Origin of the sequence: Bradyrhizobium arachidis, assembly GCF_015291705.1 — a bacterium.
GTDB classification, from domain to species: domain Bacteria; phylum Pseudomonadota; class Alphaproteobacteria; order Rhizobiales; family Xanthobacteraceae; genus Bradyrhizobium; species Bradyrhizobium arachidis.
On record NZ_CP030050.1, the window covers coordinates 7,363,186 to 7,384,326 of the forward strand.

The 21,141-nt window shown below is 63.3% G+C and carries 20 protein-coding genes; 11 read left to right on the top strand and 9 right to left on the bottom strand.

The genetic code is table 11. From position 1 onward, the window contains the following. The first annotated feature begins 169 nt into the window (after nucleotides 1-169). A complete protein-coding gene (locus WN72_RS34625; protein ID WP_159073979.1) occupies nucleotides 170-1,126 on the top strand; it encodes a MaoC/PaaZ C-terminal domain-containing protein in 957 nt (318 codons plus the stop codon). Nucleotides 1,127-1,142: 16 nt separating this feature from the next. On the opposite strand, the gene WN72_RS34630 is transcribed toward WN72_RS34625, so the two are convergent. Then, nucleotides 1,143-2,315, bottom strand: a complete 1,173-nt coding sequence (locus tag WN72_RS34630; protein ID WP_092216142.1) for an aminoglycoside phosphotransferase family protein — start codon at nucleotides 2,313-2,315, stop codon at nucleotides 1,143-1,145. A gap of 268 nt (nucleotides 2,316-2,583) precedes the next feature. On the opposite strand from WN72_RS34630, the gene WN72_RS34635 reads away from it, so the two are divergent. The 3 genes from WN72_RS34635 to WN72_RS34645 all read left to right on the top strand — a co-directional run bounded on the left by WN72_RS34635 (nucleotide 2,584) and on the right by WN72_RS34645 (nucleotide 5,379). After that, nucleotides 2,584-3,780 (top strand): ABC transporter substrate-binding protein, encoded by a 1,197-nt coding sequence (locus tag WN72_RS34635; protein ID WP_244553743.1) that lies wholly within the window; start codon nucleotides 2,584-2,586, stop codon nucleotides 3,778-3,780. A 61-nt stretch (nucleotides 3,781-3,841) separates the two neighbouring features. After that, nucleotides 3,842-4,990 (top strand): thiolase domain-containing protein, encoded by a 1,149-nt coding sequence (locus WN72_RS34640; RefSeq protein WP_028146199.1) that lies wholly within the window; start codon nucleotides 3,842-3,844, stop codon nucleotides 4,988-4,990. Further along, complete coding sequence (locus tag WN72_RS34645; RefSeq protein WP_092218334.1) at nucleotides 4,990-5,379, top strand: Zn-ribbon domain-containing OB-fold protein; 390 nt, start codon at nucleotides 4,990-4,992, stop codon at nucleotides 5,377-5,379. The genes WN72_RS34640 and WN72_RS34645 overlap by 1 nt, the downstream gene beginning before the upstream one ends. 46 nt (nucleotides 5,380-5,425) lie before the next feature. Here the strand turns inward: WN72_RS34645 and WN72_RS34650 are convergent, their stop codons facing one another. Together WN72_RS34650 and WN72_RS34655 are read right to left on the bottom strand one after the other, a co-directional pair. Continuing rightward, nucleotides 5,426-6,616 carry a CaiB/BaiF CoA transferase family protein gene (locus tag WN72_RS34650; RefSeq protein WP_027564443.1) on the bottom strand — a complete coding sequence of 397 codons (1,191 nt, stop codon included), beginning with the start codon at nucleotides 6,614-6,616 and terminating at the stop codon, nucleotides 5,426-5,428. Between the two features lie 24 nt (nucleotides 6,617-6,640). Beyond that, nucleotides 6,641-7,939 (bottom strand): enoyl-CoA hydratase-related protein, encoded by a 1,299-nt coding sequence (locus WN72_RS34655; protein WP_092218335.1) that lies wholly within the window; start codon nucleotides 7,937-7,939, stop codon nucleotides 6,641-6,643. A gap of 129 nt (nucleotides 7,940-8,068) precedes the next feature. Between WN72_RS34655 and WN72_RS34660 the strand changes: the two genes are divergently transcribed. The 5 genes from WN72_RS34660 (at nucleotide 8,069) to WN72_RS34680 (ending at nucleotide 13,009) form a co-directional block, all read left to right on the top strand. Next, nucleotides 8,069-9,250, top strand: coding sequence for an acyl-CoA dehydrogenase family protein (locus WN72_RS34660; protein WP_028146198.1), 1,182 nt, complete (start codon nucleotides 8,069-8,071; stop codon nucleotides 9,248-9,250). A 63-nt stretch (nucleotides 9,251-9,313) separates the two neighbouring features. Next, nucleotides 9,314-10,072 carry an SDR family oxidoreductase gene (locus WN72_RS34665; RefSeq protein ID WP_027564444.1) on the top strand — a complete coding sequence of 253 codons (759 nt, stop codon included), beginning with the start codon at nucleotides 9,314-9,316 and terminating at the stop codon, nucleotides 10,070-10,072. Nucleotides 10,073-10,090: 18 nt separating this feature from the next. After that, nucleotides 10,091-10,885 (top strand): enoyl-CoA hydratase-related protein, encoded by a 795-nt coding sequence (locus tag WN72_RS34670; RefSeq protein ID WP_027564445.1) that lies wholly within the window; start codon nucleotides 10,091-10,093, stop codon nucleotides 10,883-10,885. Nucleotides 10,886-10,894: 9 nt separating this feature from the next. Then, the gene (gene kce, locus WN72_RS34675) at nucleotides 10,895-11,824 is read left to right on the top strand and encodes a 3,5-dioxohexanoate:acetyl-CoA acetone transferase (protein ID WP_092218336.1); all 930 of its coding nucleotides are present in this window, start codon (nucleotides 10,895-10,897) and stop codon (nucleotides 11,822-11,824) included. A 39-nt stretch (nucleotides 11,825-11,863) separates the two neighbouring features. Beyond that, complete coding sequence (locus tag WN72_RS34680; RefSeq protein WP_092218337.1) at nucleotides 11,864-13,009, top strand: acyl-CoA dehydrogenase family protein; 1,146 nt, start codon at nucleotides 11,864-11,866, stop codon at nucleotides 13,007-13,009. Between the two features lie 7 nt (nucleotides 13,010-13,016). Here the strand turns inward: WN72_RS34680 and WN72_RS34685 are convergent, their stop codons facing one another. Genes WN72_RS34685 through WN72_RS34695 form a run of 3 tightly spaced genes read right to left on the bottom strand, consistent with a single transcriptional unit; the run spans nucleotide 13,017 to nucleotide 15,527 of the window. Beyond that, nucleotides 13,017-14,204 carry an acyl-CoA dehydrogenase family protein gene (locus WN72_RS34685; RefSeq protein ID WP_092218338.1) on the bottom strand — a complete coding sequence of 396 codons (1,188 nt, stop codon included), beginning with the start codon at nucleotides 14,202-14,204 and terminating at the stop codon, nucleotides 13,017-13,019. Next, on the bottom strand, nucleotides 14,197-15,078 hold the full coding sequence (locus WN72_RS34690) for an HpcH/HpaI aldolase/citrate lyase family protein (RefSeq protein ID WP_092218339.1): 882 nt from the start codon (nucleotides 15,076-15,078) through the stop codon (nucleotides 14,197-14,199). The genes WN72_RS34685 and WN72_RS34690 overlap by 8 nt, the downstream gene beginning before the upstream one ends. After that, complete coding sequence (locus tag WN72_RS34695) at nucleotides 15,075-15,527, bottom strand: MaoC family dehydratase (RefSeq protein ID WP_027564450.1); 453 nt, start codon at nucleotides 15,525-15,527, stop codon at nucleotides 15,075-15,077. The genes WN72_RS34690 and WN72_RS34695 overlap by 4 nt, the downstream gene beginning before the upstream one ends. 204 nt (nucleotides 15,528-15,731) lie before the next feature. Between WN72_RS34695 and WN72_RS34700 the strand changes: the two genes are divergently transcribed. Then, nucleotides 15,732-16,667 (top strand): NADP-dependent oxidoreductase, encoded by a 936-nt coding sequence (locus WN72_RS34700; RefSeq protein ID WP_244553902.1) that lies wholly within the window; start codon nucleotides 15,732-15,734, stop codon nucleotides 16,665-16,667. A gap of 112 nt (nucleotides 16,668-16,779) precedes the next feature. On the opposite strand, the gene WN72_RS34705 is transcribed toward WN72_RS34700, so the two are convergent. After that, nucleotides 16,780-17,655 (bottom strand): SDR family oxidoreductase, encoded by an 876-nt coding sequence (locus WN72_RS34705; RefSeq protein ID WP_027564452.1) that lies wholly within the window; start codon nucleotides 17,653-17,655, stop codon nucleotides 16,780-16,782. A 123-nt stretch (nucleotides 17,656-17,778) separates the two neighbouring features. Here WN72_RS34705 and WN72_RS34710 point away from each other — a divergent pair, with 123 nt between their 5' ends. Next, complete coding sequence (locus WN72_RS34710; protein WP_027564453.1) at nucleotides 17,779-18,582, top strand: enoyl-CoA hydratase/isomerase family protein; 804 nt, start codon at nucleotides 17,779-17,781, stop codon at nucleotides 18,580-18,582. A 1-nt stretch (nucleotide 18,583) separates the two neighbouring features. Here the strand turns inward: WN72_RS34710 and WN72_RS34715 are convergent, their stop codons facing one another. After that, complete coding sequence (locus WN72_RS34715; RefSeq protein WP_092218341.1) at nucleotides 18,584-20,209, bottom strand: AMP-binding protein; 1,626 nt, start codon at nucleotides 20,207-20,209, stop codon at nucleotides 18,584-18,586. Nucleotides 20,210-20,323: 114 nt separating this feature from the next. After that, the gene (locus WN72_RS34720) at nucleotides 20,324-21,124 is read right to left on the bottom strand and encodes an enoyl-CoA hydratase/isomerase family protein (RefSeq protein WP_027564455.1); all 801 of its coding nucleotides are present in this window, start codon (nucleotides 21,122-21,124) and stop codon (nucleotides 20,324-20,326) included. Nucleotides 21,125-21,141: the final 17 nt, after the last annotated feature.

Consider the following 21,141-nt stretch of genomic DNA (forward strand, 5'->3'; position numbering starts at 1 on the left):
CCGTCCGATGCGCCAGTCTGCGCGCTTGACCTCGCAAAGGGCCCTCCTGCCATTGCGCGGCGCCGCAGCGCGTTTCAATCACGCTCCGTGCCGGCCTTCAGCATTTCCCCGTCCTGTCGGACGATCTCGAGTTCAATGCTCGATTAGTACACTGGTTTATCATATACTAGTGTTCACCGCAAACCCAAATCGGGACCTGCGCTGCGGCATCTCGTGCACAGCGGCGTCAGGTCAGAAGCGCGAGCATTACCGGAATCCTTCCATGGACCTTGATCATGTCGTCGCTCGGCGCTTCGCGCCGATCTGCCAATCTTACGACTGGCGCGATTGCGCCCTTTATGCGCTCGGCCTTGGCATGGGCGACGATCCGCTCGATGAGGACGAACTGCCCTACGTGTACGAAGGCCGCGATCAACGCGCCGTGCCCAGCATGAGCGTGACGCTGGGCTGGCCGCCGCTCTGGATCGCCGAGCCCGAGACGGGGATTGCCTGGACCAAGGCCCTGCATGGCGAGCAGCGCCTCACGCTGCATCGCCCAATTCCGGTCAGCGCATCCATCCGCGCCGAACACCGTGTCAGCGCGGTCGAAGACAAAGGGCCGACCCGCGGCGCCCTCCTCTATTTCGATACCGAGCTGTTCGACGCCGCCAGCGGTGAGCGGCTGGCCACTCTTCGGGCGACGGAGTTCCTGCGCGGCGATGGCGGCTGCGGCAACTACGGTTTGCCGCCCGCCGCAATCGCACGGATTGGTAGCGACAGACCCAGCGCCAGCATCGTCTATCGAACGCCGCAGCAGGCTGCCTTGCTCTATCGGCTTGTCAGCCGCGACTATATGCCGATCCACGCCGACCCGGCGATTGCCCGCGATGCCGGCTTCGACCGCCCGATCTCGCACGGCCTGAACACGCTGGGCCTCGCCTGCCGCGCCATCCTGAAACGTTACGCGCCGGGACGTCCCGAGCTGGTCGAGGCGATGGCAGCCCGATTTGTCGCGCCAGCCTTTCCCGGCGACACCATCCGGATCGACATGTTCGAGGAAGACAACGTCATCAGGTTCAGGGCCTGGGCGGCGGAGCGCCACACCATGGTGATCGATCGCGGCGAATGCCGGCTGACGGCGGCCTGACAGGCTGCCGCTCCCCTCAACTGCGCAAGGAATCCAGATCCGCCATCGCCGTCGAGATTCGCTCGATCATCGCGAGCGTCGTCGCCTCCGACTGCATGGCCGGCAACAAGGGCGAATGGCACAAGGTGATCGTCCACATCAGCAGCGCATGCACCATCTGCTGCCGATAGTTGAGGAAACTCCGGTCGAAGTTCGGCCTGGTCCCCGTCAATCCGGCGAACCGATCGAGATAGCGACGGAGCAGATCCTTCTCCCAGTTGCGGCGATCCTCTGGCGTCAGCGCCGCCGTCACGGCATAGGAAAAGTCCCGCGACCAGTGACCGCGGGCAAGACATTGCCAATCGCACAGGCCCATCTTCCCCGCGCCGGTGCGATACCAGTTGCCGATATGCACGTCGGAATGGATCAGTCCCTGCGGCTCGTTGTCGTGGACGGCAAGCGCCCGCACGGCGGCCGGCCAGACCGCGTCTCGCTGCGCGAGCACGCTGTTCGGAATGACGTGGGCGGCAGCGTCGAACGCCTTCCGGGTGTAGTGCTCGAGGCTCATCTTCTCCGCACCGATGGTGAACCAGCGCGGATAGCTGGCCACCCACGGATACCGTGCCGAAAGCTCGCCATCGCCGTAGAAGCGCGCATGCAGCGCGGCCAGAACGTCGACCATGTCTTCCGCCATCTCGCGGTCAACATAGGTCTTGTAGTTGCAAAAGGTCGCCGACTTGGTTGCGACCATGTCCTCCAGGAGAAGGATCGAGGCGTAGGTCTGGCGATCGAACGCCGCATGATAGCCGACCGGCGCCTCGATCTCGAGCTGCGGTCGCAGCTGCATGTAGAAGCGTCCCTCGACCCGCGCGGTGCCGTTGAAGCCGCCGATCATGCGTGTGACGACGCTCGGCAGCGACTTCGTGAACATCGACTGCGGCAAGCCTGCGCGCTGACCCGCGTCATTGTAGCTGACGATCAATTGGTGACGTTCGTGCGTCCCGGCGCTCGCAGGCTTCACCACGACGTCGGTGACGACAGCACCGGGACTTTCCTGGCAGAGCACGGCGGTCAGCCACTCCGGCGTGACGGCCCCCGGCGAGCACGGAACATCCTCCGCGCGGCGGGCTTTCGGCCGCACCAGGCGTTCGAAGGCGACGCGTCCGCCAATCCTGAGCGCAGCCAGTGCCGTTGCACCCGATGCAGCCATGGTCCCTCCCTTCCGGTGAGCGGCCGCAGCGCTTGCGACGCGCGCCCGATATTTCGTACGCTTACGTACTATCTGAACCACAATCGCGTTGACGTCAAGGCGGCGCCAGCGCCGAGATGCGGATCAACGGCCAGCAGCCTCCTGGTTGCAGCGCGACACATTTCGAGGCCTCCGGCGCCGGCACATTCCGCATTTTTCGACTTCCAAAGATATCGTACTATAGTGTACTTCTTTAATTCATAAAACAAGAAGCGATATGGGAGCCAGCATGAGAACTTCGATTTTGGTGAGCGCCTCGGTCCTGTTCCTATCCAGCGCAGCCGTGGAGGCGGGAGCCGCCGACAAGCAATATGGTCCGGGCGTTACCGACACCGAGATCAAGATCGGCCAGACCGTTCCATATAGCGGGCCGGCGTCGACATTCTCGAGCTACGGCCGCGTGATGACCGGCTACTTCCAGATGCTGAACGAGCAAGGCGGGATCAACGGCAGGAAGGTCAACCTGATCTCGCTTGACAACGCATTCAGCCCGCCAAAGGCCATCGAACAGACCCGCAAGCTGATCGACGACGACGGCGTTCTGGCTGAGGTCGGCACCGTGGGCACTGTTCCCAACGTCGCCGTTCAAAAGTATCTCAACCAGAACAAGGTACCCCAGGTCTTCATCTCGGCAGGCGGCCGCCGCTTCAACGATCCCAAGAGTTTTCCGTGGACCGTCCCCTTCTATCCGCCCTTCGAGATGGAGGGAGCCACGTTCGGCAAATTCATCCTCAAGAAGCTGCCGAACGCCAAGATCGCCGTGCTCTACCAGAACGACGACTATGGGAAGGACTACCTCACGGGCCTCAAGGCCGGCTTGGGCTCCGACGGCCAGGCGAAGATCGTCGCGGAGGCTTCCTACGAGCTCAGCTATCCCACGATCGACTCCGAGATCCTCAAGCTCAAGGCAGCCGGCGCCGATACGCTGGTCTATTTCACGACGCCGAAATTTGCCGCCCAGGGCATCAAGAAGGCCAATGAGCTGAACTGGAAGCCGGTCCAGTTCCTCGCCAGTCCGGTCAACTCGATCCAGGGCGTGCTGACGCCTGCCGGGCTCGACAACGTCCAGGGCGCCTATACGACCCAATTCGCCAAGCAGGCCAACGATCCCGCCTGGGCCGAGGATGCCGAGGTCAAGGACTATGTCGCCTTCATGAAGAAATGGGCGCCGAACGACAGCCCGAACGACTTCATTGCGCTATCCGGCTACATCAATGCGCAAGCGATTGCGAAGGGCCTGCAGCGATGCGGCGACAATCTGACCCGCGAGAATCTGCTTGCTCAGGCCACGAGCTTCAACAAGGAGCGGGTCGGCATGCTGCTCCCGGGGATCGAACTCACCAACTCCAAGGAGAACTACGCCCCCTACCGCTCCTTGCGCATGGCCATCTTCGACAAGACGTCCTGGAGGCTGCTCGAGGACTAGCGATGGCACTGCCCTGCCGCGTAACACGCGGCAAGGCAGACAACCCCAACGGAGACTTTCTTTGACCATCAAGGGCAAGGCCTACATTGCCGGGATCTATGAGCACCCGACCCGGCATGCGCCGGACAAATCCACCGCGCAGCTTCACGCCGAGGTTGCCAAGGGCGCGATCGAGGATGCGGGGCTGACCAAGGACGACATCGACGGCTACTTTCTCTCCGGCGACGCGCCCGGCGGCGCCTGGCCGATGGTCGACTATCTCGGGCTGAAGGTGCGCCATGTCGACAGCACCGACACTGGCGGCTGCTCCTACATCATCCATCTCGGTCACGCCGCGGAAGCCATTGCCGCAGGCAAGTGCTCGATCGCGCTGATCACGCTCGCGGGCAAGCCGCGCACCGGTCCGGCGCAGGTGCGCGCTCCGGGCGCCGAAGCCGATTTCGAGACCGCCTATGGCGCAACGACCCACAATGCCTATGGCATGTGCGCCATGCGCCACATGCACGACTATGGCACTACGAGCGAGCAGCTCGCCTGGATCAAGGTCGCGGCCTCCCATCACGCCCAATACAATCCGCACGCAATGCTGAAGGAGGTCGTCACCGTCGAGGATGTCGTGAACTCGCCGATGATCTCCGATCCGCTGCACAGGCTCGACTGCTGCGTCGTCACCGACGGCGGCGGCGCGCTGATCGTGACCACGCCCGAGATCGCCAAGAGCCTGAAGAAGCCGCTGGTCCGCCTGATCGGCCATGGCGAGGCCATGAAGGGCCCGCGCGGCGGCAAGGATCTCGATCTCACTTACTCCGCCGGCGTCTGGTCCGGCCCGCGCGCGTTCGAGGAAGCCGGCATTACGCCGAAGGACATCAAATACGCCTCGATCTATGACAGCTTCACCATCACCGTCTTGATGCAGCTCGAGGACCTCGGCTTCTGCAAGAAGGGCGACGGCGGCAAGTTCGTCGCCGACGGCAATCTGATCTCGGGTGTCGGCAAGCTGCCGTTCAACACCGATGGCGGCGGCCTCTGCAGCAACCATCCCGTCAACCGCGGCGGCATGACCAAGATCATCGAGGCCGCCAGGCAGCTGCGCGGCGAAGCGCATCCGAAGGTGCAGGTCAAGAATTGCGATCTCGCCATCGCCCACGGCACCGGCGGCCTTCTGGGTGTTCGCCACGCCGCCTCGACGGCCATTCTGGAGCGCGTGTGATGAGCGAAGCGAAAAAGTATCCGGCCCCGGTGACGAACCCCGAGACCGCAGCGTTCTGGGATGCGGCGAAGCAGGGCAAGTTCATGATCAAGCGCTGTACTGCCTGTGGTGAAGCGCATTACTTCCCACGCTCGATCTGCCCGTTCTGCTACTCCGACAAGACGATGTGGGAAGAGGCGTCGGGCGAGGGGACGATCTACACCTGGAGCCTGATGCGGAAGTCGCCGACCGGTCCTTACGCGATCGGCTACGTCACGCTGAAGGAGGGGCCGTCGCTCCAGACCAATTTCGTCGACTGCGATCTCGAGAAGCTGAGGATCGGCCAGAAGGTGAAGGTGGTATTCAAGCCGACCGACGGGGCGCCACTGCCGTTCTTTACACCGGTGTAGATGCGACGGACCATTCTATCTTCGGACGCAGTCGCACGTGCGCCGGTCAACTGACGATCTCCTCACGGCGCAATTCGGCGATGCTCGCGGCGGAAAGACCCAAGTCCTTCAGCACGTCGTCCGTGTGCTGCCCAAGGGTCGGCGGCGGCAGGCCGGGGTTGCGCTCTTCTCCGACAAACGTCACGGGATGTCCGACGCAATTCAGCCGCCCTACGTTGGGATGATCGTACTGCATGATCAGCTTGTCTGCCTTTGTATGCGGATGGTCGAGAAGCTGCGCCAGCGTATTGATCGGCGAGCAGGGAATGCCGACCTCGTTCAGCGCTGCATTCCAATGCTCGACTGTCCTGGTCGAGATCACCGCCTGGACGTGGCGCAATGTTTCATTGCGCTGCTTGACTCGATCCGCATTGGTGCGGAATTTCGGGTCATCCACGATCGCGTTCAAGCCCGCGACGGCGCAGAACTTGCGCCAGAGATTGTCGTTGGCCACCCCGATCATGATCGGTCCGTCCGCGGCCTCGAAGGCCTGATAAGGACATAGGGACTCATGGCTCGAGCCACATTTGGCCGGCTGCGTTCCCCGCTCCCAGAACGTCTGGAGATTGTAGCCGAGAAGCCCCAGAGCCGTGTCGAACAGCGACACCTGGATCGCCGCTCCCCTGCCCGACTTCTCTCGCGCAAACAGGCTCGCAAGGATACCGCTGAAAGCATGCACGCCGGTCATCTGATCGATCGGCGAGATCGGGCTGCGGATATAGCCGCCGCCCTCGTCGCCAGTCATGGACATGATGCCGCTGAAGGCCTGCAGGATCACATCGTAGCCGGGCGAGCTCCTGAGCGGGCCCGTCCGGCCGAAGCCCGAGATGCTGCAATGGACCAGGCGGTCATTCAGCGCGCACAGGCTCGCGGCATCGATTCCCAAGCGCTCGGCGACGCCCGTGCCGAAGCTTTCGATCGCGACGTCGGCCGACTTCGCGAGCTCGTGCACGAGCTTGCGCCCCTTGTCGGACTTCATGTTGATCGCGATGCTGCGCTTGTTGCGATTGGCACTTAGAAACACAGTGCCGAGCCCGGGCGCCGGAAACGGCGGCCAGCCGCGTGTCTCATCCCCCTGCCCCACCGCCTCGACCTTGATCACCTCGGCGCCGAGATCACCAAGGTATTGCGCGCAGAGCGGACCTGCGAGCACCTTCGACAGATCGAGAACCTTGATCCCTTCAAGAGGTCTGGACACGACGTCTCTCCTTCGAAAAACCCACTAGCTCAGCCCGGCTGCAAACAGGCCGCCGAGATAGGCTGGAAAGCCCGCCTGCGTGACCAGGACATAGTCCGCAGCGCGACGCTCGGACTCGTCAAGCTGGGATCGCCAGCCTGTGGCGGCGGCCTCGGCATCCGCCAGCCGCGCGCGCAGCAGCTCCTTGCCCCAGGTCCTCGGCTCATCGTCATGCCAATAGACGGCGCCCGCGACACCCCCATCGAACTCGACCTTGTGCGTCTGCTCGCCCCGGAAGCCTGCCCGCGCAAACGCCTCCGCCAGCTCCTTGCCACGCTCCGACTGGACGCCGAGCACCTCCGAGACCGCGGCCACGGCTTCCGTGATCCTGGGATTTGCGCCCTTCTTCTTCATCCGTTCATAGTCGAGCCGGCCGAGAAACAATGTCCTGATCATGTTGCGTGGCTCCCGCCGCTGGATCAGCTTTGCGAAGATCTGCATCTCAGTGCGGATGGCCATATCGAAGTCCTGCGGGAGCCCCTGCTCGACGCAGTCGAGAACGGCGGAAAGCGCCGGATAATGGCCGAGCGTCTCGGCCAGCATCTTGCTTCGTTTCGCTTCGATCGTCGTCCCGACCTGCTGCGCGTCCGTCGCATGCCAATTCGGCCGATCCCAAGGCTGCGCGGACTGCGGTCGCAACAGCACCCAACGCTCGGCCGCGGCGACTTCTTCGCCTGGCGCTACCAATTCCTGCGCAAGTCCCGCCGCGATCGCCGCCTGTCCGCCGATCCGCGCGCCATCGAGCAACACGGGCAGCGCCGCCTCGATCCCGATCAGGCGAGGCAAACGCTGAGTTCCACCGCCGCCCGGCAGCAATCCGACAAGTGATTCCGGCAGGCCGAACGTCGCCTGCGGATGATCGGCGATGACCCTGTGATGCGCCGCAAGGGCAAATTCGCAGCCGCCGCCCAAGGCAAGCCCGGCGATCGCAACCGCGACCGGCTTCCCAGCCGTCTCGAGCCTGCGCAGACCGTGGCTCAATCGGAAGAAATGATCGAAGGCAAGCCGATCGCGCTCGCCTGCTGGCGCGGCCATGATCATGTCATAGGCCGTTTCCAGCTCGGCCAGATCGGCGCCTGCGCAGAAGGCGGATGATTTGCCGGAACGGATGACGACGCCCACCACATCGCTTTGCCTGAGCCAGTCCGCAAACAGGCCAAGCTCCTCGATTGCCGCATTCGAGAACACGTTCATCGACCGTCCCGGCATGTCGAAGATGAGGTGCAGGACGCGCTGGTCCGACAATTCGATGCGAAACTGCTTCAGCTCCGGCCCGACCGTCATTGCTTCCTCTCCCTTCCCGTTACCGTTCGTTGGTGTACGATCGTACTTGCACGCCTGTCTTTTCGAGTTGTACGACACGATCAAATACTGTACACTAGCAAACTAAATCAGACAGGAAGCGCTTTGACAATGATCGAACGCACGATCTTTCGCGAGGAACACGAGATTTTCCGGCAGACGGTCCGCCGCTTTGTCGAGCGCGAAATCGTGCCCTTTCACGCCCAATGGGAAGAGGACGGCATCGTCCCGCGGGATTTGTGGCTGAAGGCCGGCGCGGCCGGCCTGCTCTGCTGCACTGTCCCTGAGGAATATGGTGGCATGGGCCTCGACTACCTCTTCGATGTCGTCGTGTTCGAGGAGCTATGGCGGGCCGGCGCCAGCGGTCCCGGCTTTCTCATCCACACCGACCTGGTCGCGACTTATCTTCTGTCCTTCGGGAGCGAGGCGCAAAAGCGCAAATGGCTGCCGAAGATGGTATCCGGCGAAGCCATCGGCTCTCTGGGTATGACGGAACCTCACGCCGGCAGCGACCTCAAGGCGATCCGCACCCGCGCTGCGCGCGACGGCGACGAGTTCGTCATCAACGGCCAGAAGGTCTTCATCTCAAACGGCCAGCTGTGCGACTTCATCGTGCTCGCGACCAAGACCGACGGCCAGGCCGGCGCCAAGGGCGTGACCCTGTTCATCGTCGAAAGCAATCGGCCCGGCTTCAGGCGCGGCCGCAATCTGGAAAAGCTCGGCATGAGGGCGCAAGATACCTCCGAGCTGTTCTTCGACAATGTCCGCATTCCCGCCACAAACATGCTCGGCGCGGAAGGCCGGGGCTTTGCGCAGATGATGACAAAACTATCGCAGGAGCGTCTGGCGCAAGCCATCCGGTCGGCGACCGTTGCCGAGACCGTGATCGACTGGACGCTGCAATACACCTCGGAAAGAAGCGCCTTCGGGCAGAAGCTCGCCGATTTCCAGAATACGCAATTCAAGCTGGCCGAGCTCAGGACCAAGGCCGCCGTCGCGCGCGTCTTCACCGACAAGTGCATCGCCCTTTTCATGGAAGGAAAGCTCGATCCCGTCGACGCCGCCATGGCCAAGATGTTCACGTCAGAGCTGCACTGCGAGACGGTCGACGAGTGTCTGCAGCTGTTCGGTGGCTGGGGCTATATGTGGGAGTATCCGATCGCGAGGGCCTATGCCGACGCACGCGTCGTCAAGATCGCCGGCGGCTCGATCGAGATCATGAAGACGATCATCGCGCGACAAATGTACTCGCAGCGCGGATACGACATTCAGAAGAACGGGTCCGCCTCATAGGGCCGACGCCTTCGGCCCATCGAAGGCCGCCAAAGAAACGACAAACGACAAGGGAGATCGACGTTGAAGGGCCTATCGGGAAAAGTTGCCGTCGTGACCGGCGGCGGACAGGGCATCGGACGAGGATTGACGCTGCGGCTGGCCGAAGAGGGCTGCAAGATCGCGATCTTCGACATCAACCCGCAAGGCGGCGAAGAGACCGCAAAGCTCGCACCGCAGGCCGTCATCAAGACCTATGCCGTCGATGTGGGCGATGCGGAGTCCGTCAACGCCGCGGTCGCCAAGGTCGAGGCCGAGCTCGGGCCGATCTGGCTCCTGGTCAACAATGCCGGGTGGGACCGGCCGATGCCGTTCCTGAAGACCGATCGCGAGCTGTGGGACAAGATCATCCGCATCAACCTCTATGGGCCGCTCAACACCCACAAGGCAATTGCACCGTTGATGGCCGAGCGCGGCGGCGGCCGGATCGTCAACATCGCGTCCGATGCGGCACGCGTTGGCACCAGCGATGAGGCCGTCTACTCCGCCTGCAAGGGCGGACTCATTTCCTTTACCAAGTCGCTGGCGCGCGAGCTGGCGCGCAAGAACGTCCTGCTCAATGCCGTCTGCCCCGGCCCCACCAACACGCCGATGATGGCCGCGGTGCTGGGCGAAGGCGAGCACGCGGTGAAATGGAAGGATGCCATGCTCAGAGGCATCCCGCTGCGTCGCATGGGCGAGCCCGAGGACTACGGCGGGATCGTCGCGATGCTCGCCTCCGACGACGGCAAATTCATCACCGGGCAAACCATCTCCGTCTCCGGCGGAATGAACATGATCTAACCTGCGCGAGGAAATCCCATGACCGATCCCAAAGAATTCACCGACGTCATCTACGAAATCCGCGATCGCGCCGCGTGGATCATCATCAACCGTCCGAAGGTCTACAACGCATTCCGCGCGCGGACGCTGGACGAGCTCATCCAGGCTTTCCAGCTCGCCGGCAACGACCGCAACGTCGCCAGCATTGTGCTCACCGGCGCCGGCGAGAAGGCGTTCTGCACCGGCGGCGATCAATCGGCCCATGAAGGCCAATACGACGGCCGCGGCGTGGTCGGCCTGCCGATCGACGAGATCCAGGGCCTGATCCGCGACGTACCGAAACCGGTGATCGCCCGGGTAAATGGCTTTGCCATCGGCGGCGGCAACGTGCTCGCAACCCTTTGCGATCTCACCATCGCCGCAGAGCACGCCCAGTTCGGCCAGGTCGGCCCCAAGGTCGGCTCAGTCGATGCAGGCTGGGGAACGGCCTTCCTCGCCCGTCATGTCGGCGACAAGAAAGCGCGGGAGATCTGGTACTTGAATGAGCGCTATACCGCCGAACAGGCGCGCGAGATGGGTCTCGTCAACAAGGTCGTCCCCATGGCGCAGCTCGACGCTGCCGTGAAGGACTGGACCGACAAGCTCGCGCAGCGCTCGCCGACTGCGCTTGCGCTGGCGAAGCGGTCCTTCAACGCAGATTCCGACAATATCCGCGGCATCAGCAACTTCGCGCTCCACGCCGTAAAGCTGTTCTACGACACGGCGGAATCGAAGGAAGGCGTCGCGGCCTTCAACGAGAAGCGCGACCCGGACTTCCACAAATTTGCGCGCTAAAGGCCGCTCATGGCGCCCCACAAGGTCATCATCTCCTGCGCGGTTACGGGATCGATCCATACGCCGACGATGTCACCGCATCTGCCGGTGACCGCGGCTGAGATCGCCGAGGCCGCGCTCGGCGCTGCGGCGGCTGGGGCCGCGATCGTGCACCTGCACGCGCGCAATCCGGCCGATGGACGGCCGGATCAGTCGCCGGAGGCGTTCGAGCCGTTCCTGCGCGTGATCAAGCAGAGCTCCAACGTCGTCGTAAACCTGACGACGGGCGGCTCGCCGTACATGACGGTCGAGGAGCGTGTGCGTCCGGCCGCGACCTGGAAGCCTGAGGTCGCGAGCCTCAACATGGGGTCGATGAACTTCGGCCTGTTTCCGATGCTGAAGCGGTACAAGTCGTTCAAATACGACTGGGAGCCGCAGATGCTGGAGGGCTCCCACGACCTCGTCTTCCGCAACTCGTTCAAGGATATCCGCTACGCCTTGGAGACGCTGAACAGCTCCGGCGCGCGCTACGAGTTCGAATGTTACGACACGAGCCATCTCTACAATCTGCACTATTTCTGGACGGAAGGGCTGGTGAAGGCGCCGCTCTTCATCCAGACGTGCTTCGGACTGCTCGGCGGCATCGGCTCGCATCCGGACGACGTCATGCACATGAAACGAACGGCGGATCGGTTATTCGGCGACAACTACCGCTGGTCGGTCCTTGGCGCCGGGCGCGCGCAGATGCCGGTTGCGGCCATGGCAGTGGCGATGGGCGGCAACGTTCGCGTCGGGCTCGAGGACAGCCTATGGCTCGGCGCAGGCCGCCTCGCCGAGACCAATGCCGCGCAGGTGACGCAGGTGCGCAAGATCATCGAAGGACTTGGGCTCGAGATCGCGAGTGCCAACGAAGCGCGTGAAATCCTTCAGCTCAAGGGCGGCGACAAGGTCGCCTTCTAACTCTCAACGCTTCCAACTCTCAAATCGTGGCCGACAGACATGCTGCCCAATCGCCCCGTATTCGACGAAGAGCACACCCTTCTGCGCGAAAGCGTCCGGCGATTCGCCGCCGCGAAGATCGCGCCGCACTTCCAGGATTGGGAGAAGGCCGGGATCATCGACCGCGCATTGTGGCCGGCGGCAGGCCAAGCCGGCCTGCTCTGCCCTCAGGTGCCCGAGCAGTACGGCGGCATCGGCGGCGATTTCCGGCACAATGCCGTTGTCATCGAAGAACTCGCCTATTCGGGCTTTGCGGGTCCGGCGACCGACTTCTCCGTCCACAACGACGTCTGCTGCGGATATCTCCTGAGCTACGGCACGGAGGCGCAGAAGAAGAAATGGCTGCCGCGCATGATCTCGGGCGAGGCCGTCTGCGCCATCGCCATGACCGAGCCCGGAACCGGCAGCGATCTCCAGGGCATTCGCACGCGTGCCGTGCGCGAAGGCGATGAGTATGTCATCTCCGGTCAGAAGACCTTCATTTCGAACGGCCAGATGTGCGATCTCGTCATCGCCGTGACGCGCACCAATCCGGACGGCGGATCGCGCGGCATGAGCCTGATCCTCGTCGAAACCGATCGGCCCGGATTTCGCCACGGTCGCAACCTCGACAAGCTTGGTCATCTCTCTTCCGATACGTCGGAGCTATTCTTCGACCAGGTCCGCGTTCCCGTAACCAATCTGCTTGGCTCGGAAGGCGGCGCAATGGCCGCGCTGATGAGCGAACTGCCGCAGGAGCGCCTGACGATCGCCCTTCACTCAATCGCATCGGCGCAGAAGGCGTTCGACATCACCAGGGCCTACGTCCTCGAGCGCAAGGCGTTTGGACAGGCGATCGGCTCCTATCAGAACACGCGCTTCAAGCTCGCGGACCTCAAATCCGACCTTCAGGTCGGCTGGGCCTATGTCGATCAGTGCCTCGCCCAGCACGTTCGTGGAGAGTTGACGACCTACGCCGCCTCGACCGCAAAACTGTGGGTCACCGAAATGCACGGGCGACTGGTCGACCAGTGCCTGCAATTCTTCGGCGGCTATGGCTTCATGCGCGAATACGAGATCTGCCGCCTGTTTGCGGACGCACGCGTGCTGCGGATCTATGGCGGCACGTCCGAGATCATGCGGGAGTTGATCTCCCGCAATCTCTGAGGCGCGTTCAGTAGCTCTTCGGCAGGTCGAGCACCTTCTCGGCGATGAAGCTCAGCATGAGCTGCTCGGTGATCGGTGCAAGGCGGGTGATCGAGACTTCGCGGAACAGCCGCTCGACGTGATACTCCTTTGCATAGCCAAAGCCGCCATGCGTCATGATCGCCTGCCAGGCGGCATCATGCCCCGCGCGCGCACCGAGGAACTTGGCACTGTTGGCCTCGGCGCCACACGGCTTTCCGGCATCGTAGAGCCAGGCGGCGCGCATCGCCATCAGCCAAGCCGACTCGAGGTACATCCATTTCTCGGCCAGCGGGTGCTGGATGCCCTGGTTCTGGCCGATCGGACGGTCGAACACGACCCGCTCTTTGGCATAGCGAGTTGCGCGTCGCAGCGCATCCTGCCCGATTCCGATCGCCTCGACCGCGATCAGGATGCGCTCGGGATTGAGACTGTGCAGGATATAGGAGAAGCCCTTGCCTTCCTCGCCAATGCGATCCGCGTCGGGGATGAAGAGGCCATCGATGAAGATGGCGTTGGAATCGACGGCCTTGCGGCCCATCTTGGGAATACGCCGCACCTCGATCTTGGAACGATCGAGATCGGTATAGAAGATGGTGATGCCATCGGTCGGCCGCTGGCAGTCCTCGAACTTCGTCGTCCGCGTCAGCAGCATGATCTTGTTCGCGATCTGTGCCGTGGACGTCCAGACCTTCTGTCCGTGCACGCGATAACCACCGGGGACCTTCTCGGCGAAGGTCTTGATACGGGTAGTGTTCAGTCCGGCATCCGGCTCGGTGAAGCCGAAGCAGCATTGGTCCTCGCCCGACACCAGGCGCGGCACCCAGCGGCGCTTCTGCTCGTCAGTCCCCTTCACCACGATCGGATGCGGCCCGAACAGGTTGATATGCACGGCCGACGCCGACGTCATCCCGCCGCCATGGCTCGCGACCTCATGCATCATGATGGCGGCCTCGGTGACGCCGAGCCCTGCACCGCCATACTCCTCGGGCATGGTAATGCCGAGCCAGCCGGCGTCCGCCATGGCGCGATGGAATTCGCGGGGAAACTCGCCGTCGTCATCGCGGGCCAGCCAGTACTCGTCATCGAACCGCGTGACGACCGCGCGCACGCCTTCGCGGATTGCGGCGTGATCTTCCGGAACGTCGAGCTGGTTGGAAAATGACCTGCTATCCATTCGAATGTCCCTCCCCGACCGACGCCAGGGTGCGCCGCGCTGCGACCAGATGCGGAATGTCGTACATCTTCCCGTCGATCCCGACCGTGCCGACATCAGGCGCCGCGGCAAACGCCGCGACGACGCGACGTGCATGCGCGAGATCGGCATCTGAGGGCGTGAAACAGGTATTGATGGTCGCGACTTGAGCCGGGTGGATCGCGACGCGGCCGACGAAACCGTCGCGGCGCGCCAGCCGGCAGCTTTCGGCGAGGCCATCCTGATCCCTGAAGTCCGCATAGAGCGTATCCAGCGCGGCGACGCCGGCTGCACCCGCGGCGAACAGGCATTGCGCGCGCGCCACCTGGTAGGGGAAGGTCCAGTTGCCGTCCGCCTCCTTGTTCGTGAGCGCGCCCAGGGCCGCGCTCAGGTCTTCCGCCCCCCAGGTCATGGCAACCAGCCGCTCGTTCTTGCGCGCGTAGCCGTTGAACCCGATCATGGCGGCCGGTGTTTCAGTCGCAACAACCAGCAGCTTGACGTCCCCCGGCGGAATACCGGTCGCGACCTCCAGCACATCGACATAGTGCGAGACGAGGTCGACGTCCTCGATGCCGTTGACCTTCGGGATGAGGAGACCATCGAGACCCGGACGAACCACCGCCGCCAGGTCTTCCAGCGTGAGCCCCGTCCCGAACGGATTGATGCGGACCAGGAACGACCAGTTGCGCGGCCCGCCGCCCAACAGATCCTTCACGGCACCTCGCGCAAAAGCCTTGCGTCCCGGGGCCACGGAGTCCTCGAGGTCGAGGATCAGCGCATCGGCGCCGATGCCGTCCGCCTTGGCGAACTTGCGTTCACTATCGGCAGGCACAAAGAGCAGCGAGCGGAGCTTCATGCGGGCCTCCGCATCATCAACCCGCTCCTGCGGCAGTAAACCACTTCCTCGTCGCGCTGATTGAAGCCGCGATGCTCGAACGTCACGATGCCCTGCGTCGGACGCGACTTGCTTTCCCTGACGGCAACGACTTTGGTTTCGGCTCGCAGCGTGTCACCGGCGAACACCGGCCGCGGAAATTTGGTGTCCTCCATTCCGAGATTGCCGACGGTGGTTCCCAGCGTCGTGTCCTGAACCGATAGTCCGATGATCAGGCCGAGCGTGAAGATCGAATTCATCAAGGGCTTCCCGAACTCGGTGCCCTTGGCGTAGTCGTGATCGATATGGACCGCCGCCGGATTGTAGGTCAGCGACGAGAACAGGATGTTGTCCATGTCCGTCACGGTGCGCCGGATTTCATGAACGAAGGTCTGTCCGACCGAGAACTGCTCGAAATAGAGCCCCGCCATTGCTTGCCTCTTGTCATCTATTTGGAGGGTGAGGCGGCCCGCAGCCGCCGCGATGTCCTTGTCTCCCGACCAAGTTCTACCGTATACTCATATCGTACACAAGCGTACTATTTATGAGGATCGCTCATGTCCGCCCGCGAAAATCGACAGGTTCGGCTGACGGCCCGGCCACGTGGGATACCGCAAGCCGAGCATTTTTCACTCATGACGGAGCCCGTGGCCGGACCCGGCAAAGGCGAGATCCTGGTCGAAAACCGCTATCTCTCGGTCGATCCGGCGCAGCGCGGGTGGGCCAATGATGAGGGGAACTATAGCGCCCCCGTGCCACTCGACACGCCGATGCGCGCGCTGGCCGTGGGGGAAATTATCGAAAGCAATGTGCCGGAGCTTCGCGCAGGCGAGTTCGTCTATGGATGGTTTGGCTGGCAGCGCTATTGCGTCGCCACACCCGACGCCGTTCTGCGGCGCGTCGTTCCGTCCGCCCTCCCGCTCAGCGCCAATCTCAGCGTACTCGGCATGAACGGCCTGACCGCCTATCTTGCCTTTCACGGCCTCGGCGATCCCAAGCCCGGCGAGCACGTTCTGGTGTCGACCGCTGCCGGCAGCGTCGGAAGCTTTGTCGGCCAGCTCGCACGCATTGCCGGATGCCGCGCCGTCGGGCTCACCAGCTCCGCCGACAAGATGGCACAAGCCAAGGCCCGCTACGGCTATCAGGACATGATCAACTACCGCGAGGCTGGCGACCTCGGCGCGGCCATTCGCGCGGCGTGCCCTGATGGCAATGACATCTTCTTCGACAACACTGGCGGCGCAATCGCCGATGCCGCCATCCGGACCATGCGGCTGCGTGGACGCATCATCCAGTGCGGCACGGCCGCGAACGCGTCCTGGACTCCCGTCCCGACCGGCCCGCGCCCCGAACGTGAGATCCTCACGCGCAGGCTGCGCTGGTCAGGCTTCATCATCTTCGATCATCTCGCGGAATTCGACGCCGCCGCAGCGCGCCTCGCCGAGCTCGCGCTTGCCGGCCAGATCGTCCACGACGAGGAGGTCCTGCCGGGACTGGAGCACGCCCCCAGCGCGATCGCACGGCTTTACCGCGGTGAGAACCAGGGCAAGCTGATCATCGCGGTGGACTAAAGCATGATCCGGAAAAGTGCGGAGCGGTTTTCCGAAGAGATCATGCTCAAACAACAACCTAAAGCGCGATGACGATTCACCCCAATCTCATCGCGCTTTCGGCGGCGGGCCGCTACGCGCTGGCCTTCCGCTTCATCACCTCGGGCAGTTTCGCGCGATGGAAGCCTTCGAACGGCAGGCTGCGGCTGTGCGGTTCGAGCTTCCATGTCGTGCGGGCATTCGGCGTGCCGCCATCAACGCGGACGCAGGATCCGGTGATATAGGCGGCCGCCGGCGACAGCAGGTAGGTGATTGCGGCCGATATCTCGGCTTCCGTGCCGAAGCGCTGAAGCGGCACGCCTGCAGTGAAGTCATGCAGCTTCTTCTGCATCTCCGGCGTGTAGGTATCGAACCCGCTGGAGACGATGCCGCCGGGGGCGACCGCATTGACGCGGACGCCTGAGGATGACCATTCGCACGCGGCCGTCTCGGTCAAGGTGAGCATGCCGCCGCGGGCGGCCGCGGAGTGGCCGAACTCGGGCCAGCCATGCCAGATATCGGCGATGATGTTCACAATCGACCCGCCATTGGCCTCCATCCAGCGATTATAGACTTCGCGCATGAAGATGAAGCCGCCGGTCAGGTTGTTGCGCACGACAGCCTCGAACCCTTTGGTCGAGATCGTCTTCAAAGGCGCACGAAATTGCCCACCGGCATTGTTGACGAGGCCATCAATACGTCCATAACGCGCGAGCACGGCATCGATCGCGCCAACCACCATGGCCTCATCGCGGATGTCGCAGGCATGGCTCATCGCCTGTCCGCCATCGTCCTCGATCTCGCGCTGGACCTCGACCAACTTTTCCATGGTACGGCCGAGAATTGCGACGTTCGCGCCAAGGGCCGCGAGCTCGTGAGCGGTGCAGCGCCCGATCCCGCTGCCACCACCGGTCACGATGATGGTTTGCCCCTCGAACAGGTCCGGCCTGAACACGGACTGGTATGGCATCTCCTGTCTCCCTTGAAGGTCGTATCGTTGGCCGTTCTCGCTGCGAGGACGGCATTGCACTCCATGATCGTACACTTTATTACTATCTGCCATCAAAGACAATCAACGATGGAGAGCGAGCCCATGACGCAGCCGAGCACCATCACCGTCGAGAGCCGCGGCGCGATCGATATCCTGACGTTGAACCGGCCGGCCCAGCTCAACGCCGTCTCCCCCGACATGATCGCGGAACTGACCGCCTATTTCTCCGGCCTGCACGACCGGCCGACGACGCGCGTCGTGCTATTTCGCGGCAACGGGCCTCAATTCTCCGCCGGCGCCGAGCTCGGATCGGATGCGTTTGCCGCACCCGGCACGGGCCGCCCTCAACGTCAGCTCAAGATGCAGCAGAACTATTCCGGCGTGATCCGCTTGATGCGGTCGTGTCCGCAGCCGATCATCGGGCTCGTCCACGGCGCAGCATGCGGCGCCGGATTCTCCTTCGTGCTCGCCTGCGACGTCCGCTTTGCGACGCCGGACGCGCGGATGAACGCCGCCTATATCCGCATCGGCGTCGGAGGCTGCGACATGGGCTCGGGCTATCTGCTGCCGCGCCTGGTCGGCCTGTCGGTGGCCTCCGAGTTTCTTCTTACTGGCCGCTTCCTCAAGGCTGAACGGGCGAAAGCGATCGGGCTGGTGAGCGACGTCGTTCCTGCCGAAGATCTTCTCACCAAGGGCCTCGCGCTCGCCGAGGATATGTTGCGCGTGTCGCCGATGGGGCTGCGCATGACCAAGCAGGCCCTCAACACGCTGATCGACGCGCCGAGCCTCGATGCGGCGCTGATGATGGAGGACCGGCAGCAGGTCATCCTCCTCGAAACCGATGATCATGCGGAAGCAGTCGCCGCGTTTCGCGAGCGACGGACTCCGACCTACTCCGACCAATAGCCTACTTTGCTTCGGCAAACGCCGCTGCAAGCTCGCGCAGTCTAAATTTCTGGATCTTGCCGCTGGCCGTGCGCGGAAGCTCGGCCACAAGCTCAATACGTTCCGGCCAGAATTGCTTCGCCATCCTCGCTTCGCCGAGATAGGCCTGTACCGCCGTCAGGTCGATCGTGCTGCCGCTGCGAGGCACGATGAATGCACAGCCACGTTCGCCGAGCCGGGCATCCGGAAAACCAACGACCGCGACGGCGGAAACCGCGGGATGCTTGTAGAGCAGGTTTTCGATCTCGACGACCGGCACATTCTCGCCGCCACGGATCAGGATGTCCTTCACGCGTCCGGAGATCCGGATGTATCCGTCCTTGTCCATATAGGCGAGGTCGCCGGAATCGAACCAGCCGTCGCCGTCGAAGGTCGGCAGTTCCGGCCGCTTGTAATAGCCCTTGAACATCTGGGCGCCTCGGACCAGCAATCGACCCGGCTCGCCCGCAGGCACCGGATTGCCTTCGGTGTCGACGATCCTGACTTCCATTCCCTCCAGCGATCGGCCATCCGTGCTCGCCGACTTGTCGGCCGCGCGTGACGGTTCTGTCAGCGTCCCCGACAACACTTCCGTCATGCCCCAGAGCGAGCAGACCTTGAGACCGAGTTCACCGGCCGCACGCTCGATCAGAGCCGACGGAATCGGCGCCCCGCCGCACAGGAAGGAGCGCAGGCTCTTCGGCTGCGGCGAACCACCTTTCACGGCCTCGCAGATGTCGCTCAGGAACGGCGTCGACGCCGCGGTATAGGTGACCCCTTCCCGAGCCATCAGGCCGACGCCACGCTTGGCTTCCCAGATGTCCTGAAGGATCATCGTGCCGCCGAGATAGACCGACAACAGGACGATCGCAGCATAGCCAGTCATGTGGCCGACCGGAGAGGCCACCAGCAGCACGTCGCTGGAATCAAGACCGAACCGGCCCGACAATGCCTTGCAGCATGCAATCAGTGAGTTCGACGTGTGCATGACGCCCTTGGGCTCGCCGGTCGTGCCCGACGTGAACATCAGCACGGCCATGTCGTCCGGGCGCAAGCCGGCCGGGAGCTCGCCCGCGTCGGCTGATAGCAGCATCCTCTCAAAACCAGTCTCGCCCTCGCCGTCGGCAACGATCACGTGCTTCAGATGCGGCAGCTCGGCGCGCATGCCCTGCGCCATCGCCGCGTAGTCGAAGCCGCGATAGCGTTTCGGTACGATGAAAACCTTCGCCTGGCAGAAGTTCAGGATGTAGACCAGCTCGCGCTCGCGCAGGATCGGCATCACCGGATTCATGACCGCGCCGATCTTGCTGCATGCGAACGCTGTGACGACGAACTCCCACCAATTGGGCAATTGCACGGTGACGACATCGCCACGCCCGACGCCGAGCCGCAGCAGCGAACTCGCGGCCCGATTGGCGAGATCATCCAGCTCCCTATAGGTGAAGCGCGGGGCCTGGTCGCGATCGGCGCGGTCGGCGACCATCGCGACCTTGTCGGGAGCTCTCGCAACGGCTTCCGTCAGAAGCTGATCGACGGTTTTGTCCAGCCAGTAGCCGGCTTGCCGAAAGTTCGCATGAGACGTGTCTCGTAGGGCCGCGACCACGATCATTTCTCCCTCTACTGGTGTCCTTTCCGGCTCATTGCCGGATTATTCATTCGTTATGATACGTTACTGTAGCGTACGATTTGGTGCCAATGGTCGAATTGTCGCTTCCGGCGGTATTCATCGTCCGGAAAACACCGGCTTTCGCTTCTCGACGAAGGCCCTGACGCCTTCCTGCGCATCGGCCGTTCGCGACATCGCGGCGAGCGTCTGCGCCTCCTCCTCGAGCTGGCTCTCGAACGACCGATCGGCCGTTTGCGAAAACAGACGCTTGATCGCGCCAAACGCCTCGGTCGGGCCAGCCGCAAATTCCTTTGCGAGCTGCGCAGCCTCGGTCCGCACCGCAGCATCCGGAACGACGAAATCAACCAATCCGAGCGACAGCGCCGTCGCAGCATCGAGCGTCTCGCCGAGCAGGAAAAACCGCCTTGCGCGCGCGACGCCGATGCGCCGCGTAACGGTCGTGGTCGACCCACTGTCCGGGCTGAAGCCAATCCTGGAGAAGGCAGCCGAGATCTTCGCCGATTCCGCCATCACCACGAGGTCCGCGGCCGCCATCAGCGATACGCTGCCGCCCGCGACGTTGCCATGAACTGCTGCGACAACGGGGGACCGCATGCGCACCATCCTTGCGAGCGCGACGTGAAGATCGGCGGTCCAGGCCTTGATCGTTGCAGGCAGCGCGTCGCCCTGCTTCACCAGCGCCATCAGGTCGCCGCCCACACTGAACAATCGCCCACGGGCGGATAGCAGCACGGCCCGCACGTCGGCACGCTCGCTCAGCTCAGCAATCGCCAGGCCGAATTCGCGGCAGAAGTCACCATCGATCGGGTTGCCACGGGCGGGCTGATCCAGAGCGATATGGGCAAGACCACCGTCGATGGTGCATTCAAAGCTCTTGGTCGATATGGCCAGTCCCATTGGCTCTTCCCTTCGAT

Bases quoted from the DNA above. Each gene is read 5' to 3' on its own strand.
- WN72_RS34685 (WP_092218338.1), bottom strand. From the start codon at position 14,204: ATGGATAGCAGGTCATTTTCCAACCAGCTCGACGTTCCGGAAGATCAC.
- WN72_RS34645 (WP_092218334.1), top strand. From the start codon at position 4,990: ATGAGCGAAGCGAAAAAGTATCCGGCCCCGGTGACGAACCCCGAGACC.
- WN72_RS34710 (WP_027564453.1), top strand. From the start codon at position 17,779: ATGACGCAGCCGAGCACCATCACCGTCGAGAGCCGCGGCGCGATCGAT.
- WN72_RS34720 (WP_027564455.1), bottom strand. From the start codon at position 21,124: ATGGGACTGGCCATATCGACCAAGAGCTTTGAATGCACCATCGACGGT.
- WN72_RS34700 (WP_244553902.1), top strand. From the start codon at position 15,732: ATGACGGAGCCCGTGGCCGGACCCGGCAAAGGCGAGATCCTGGTCGAA.
- kce (WP_092218336.1), top strand. From the start codon at position 10,895: ATGGCGCCCCACAAGGTCATCATCTCCTGCGCGGTTACGGGATCGATC.
- WN72_RS34680 (WP_092218337.1), top strand. From the start codon at position 11,864: ATGCTGCCCAATCGCCCCGTATTCGACGAAGAGCACACCCTTCTGCGC.
- WN72_RS34695 (WP_027564450.1), bottom strand. From the start codon at position 15,527: ATGGCGGGGCTCTATTTCGAGCAGTTCTCGGTCGGACAGACCTTCGTT.
- WN72_RS34705 (WP_027564452.1), bottom strand. From the start codon at position 17,655: ATGCCATACCAGTCCGTGTTCAGGCCGGACCTGTTCGAGGGGCAAACC.
- WN72_RS34655 (WP_092218335.1), bottom strand. From the start codon at position 7,939: ATGACGGTCGGGCCGGAGCTGAAGCAGTTTCGCATCGAATTGTCGGAC.
- WN72_RS34690 (WP_092218339.1), bottom strand. From the start codon at position 15,078: ATGAAGCTCCGCTCGCTGCTCTTTGTGCCTGCCGATAGTGAACGCAAG.
- WN72_RS34635 (WP_244553743.1), top strand. From the start codon at position 2,584: ATGAGAACTTCGATTTTGGTGAGCGCCTCGGTCCTGTTCCTATCCAGC.
- WN72_RS34670 (WP_027564445.1), top strand. From the start codon at position 10,091: ATGACCGATCCCAAAGAATTCACCGACGTCATCTACGAAATCCGCGAT.
- WN72_RS34660 (WP_028146198.1), top strand. From the start codon at position 8,069: ATGATCGAACGCACGATCTTTCGCGAGGAACACGAGATTTTCCGGCAG.
- WN72_RS34630 (WP_092216142.1), bottom strand. From the start codon at position 2,315: ATGGCTGCATCGGGTGCAACGGCACTGGCTGCGCTCAGGATTGGCGGA.
- WN72_RS34715 (WP_092218341.1), bottom strand. From the start codon at position 20,209: ATGATCGTGGTCGCGGCCCTACGAGACACGTCTCATGCGAACTTTCGG.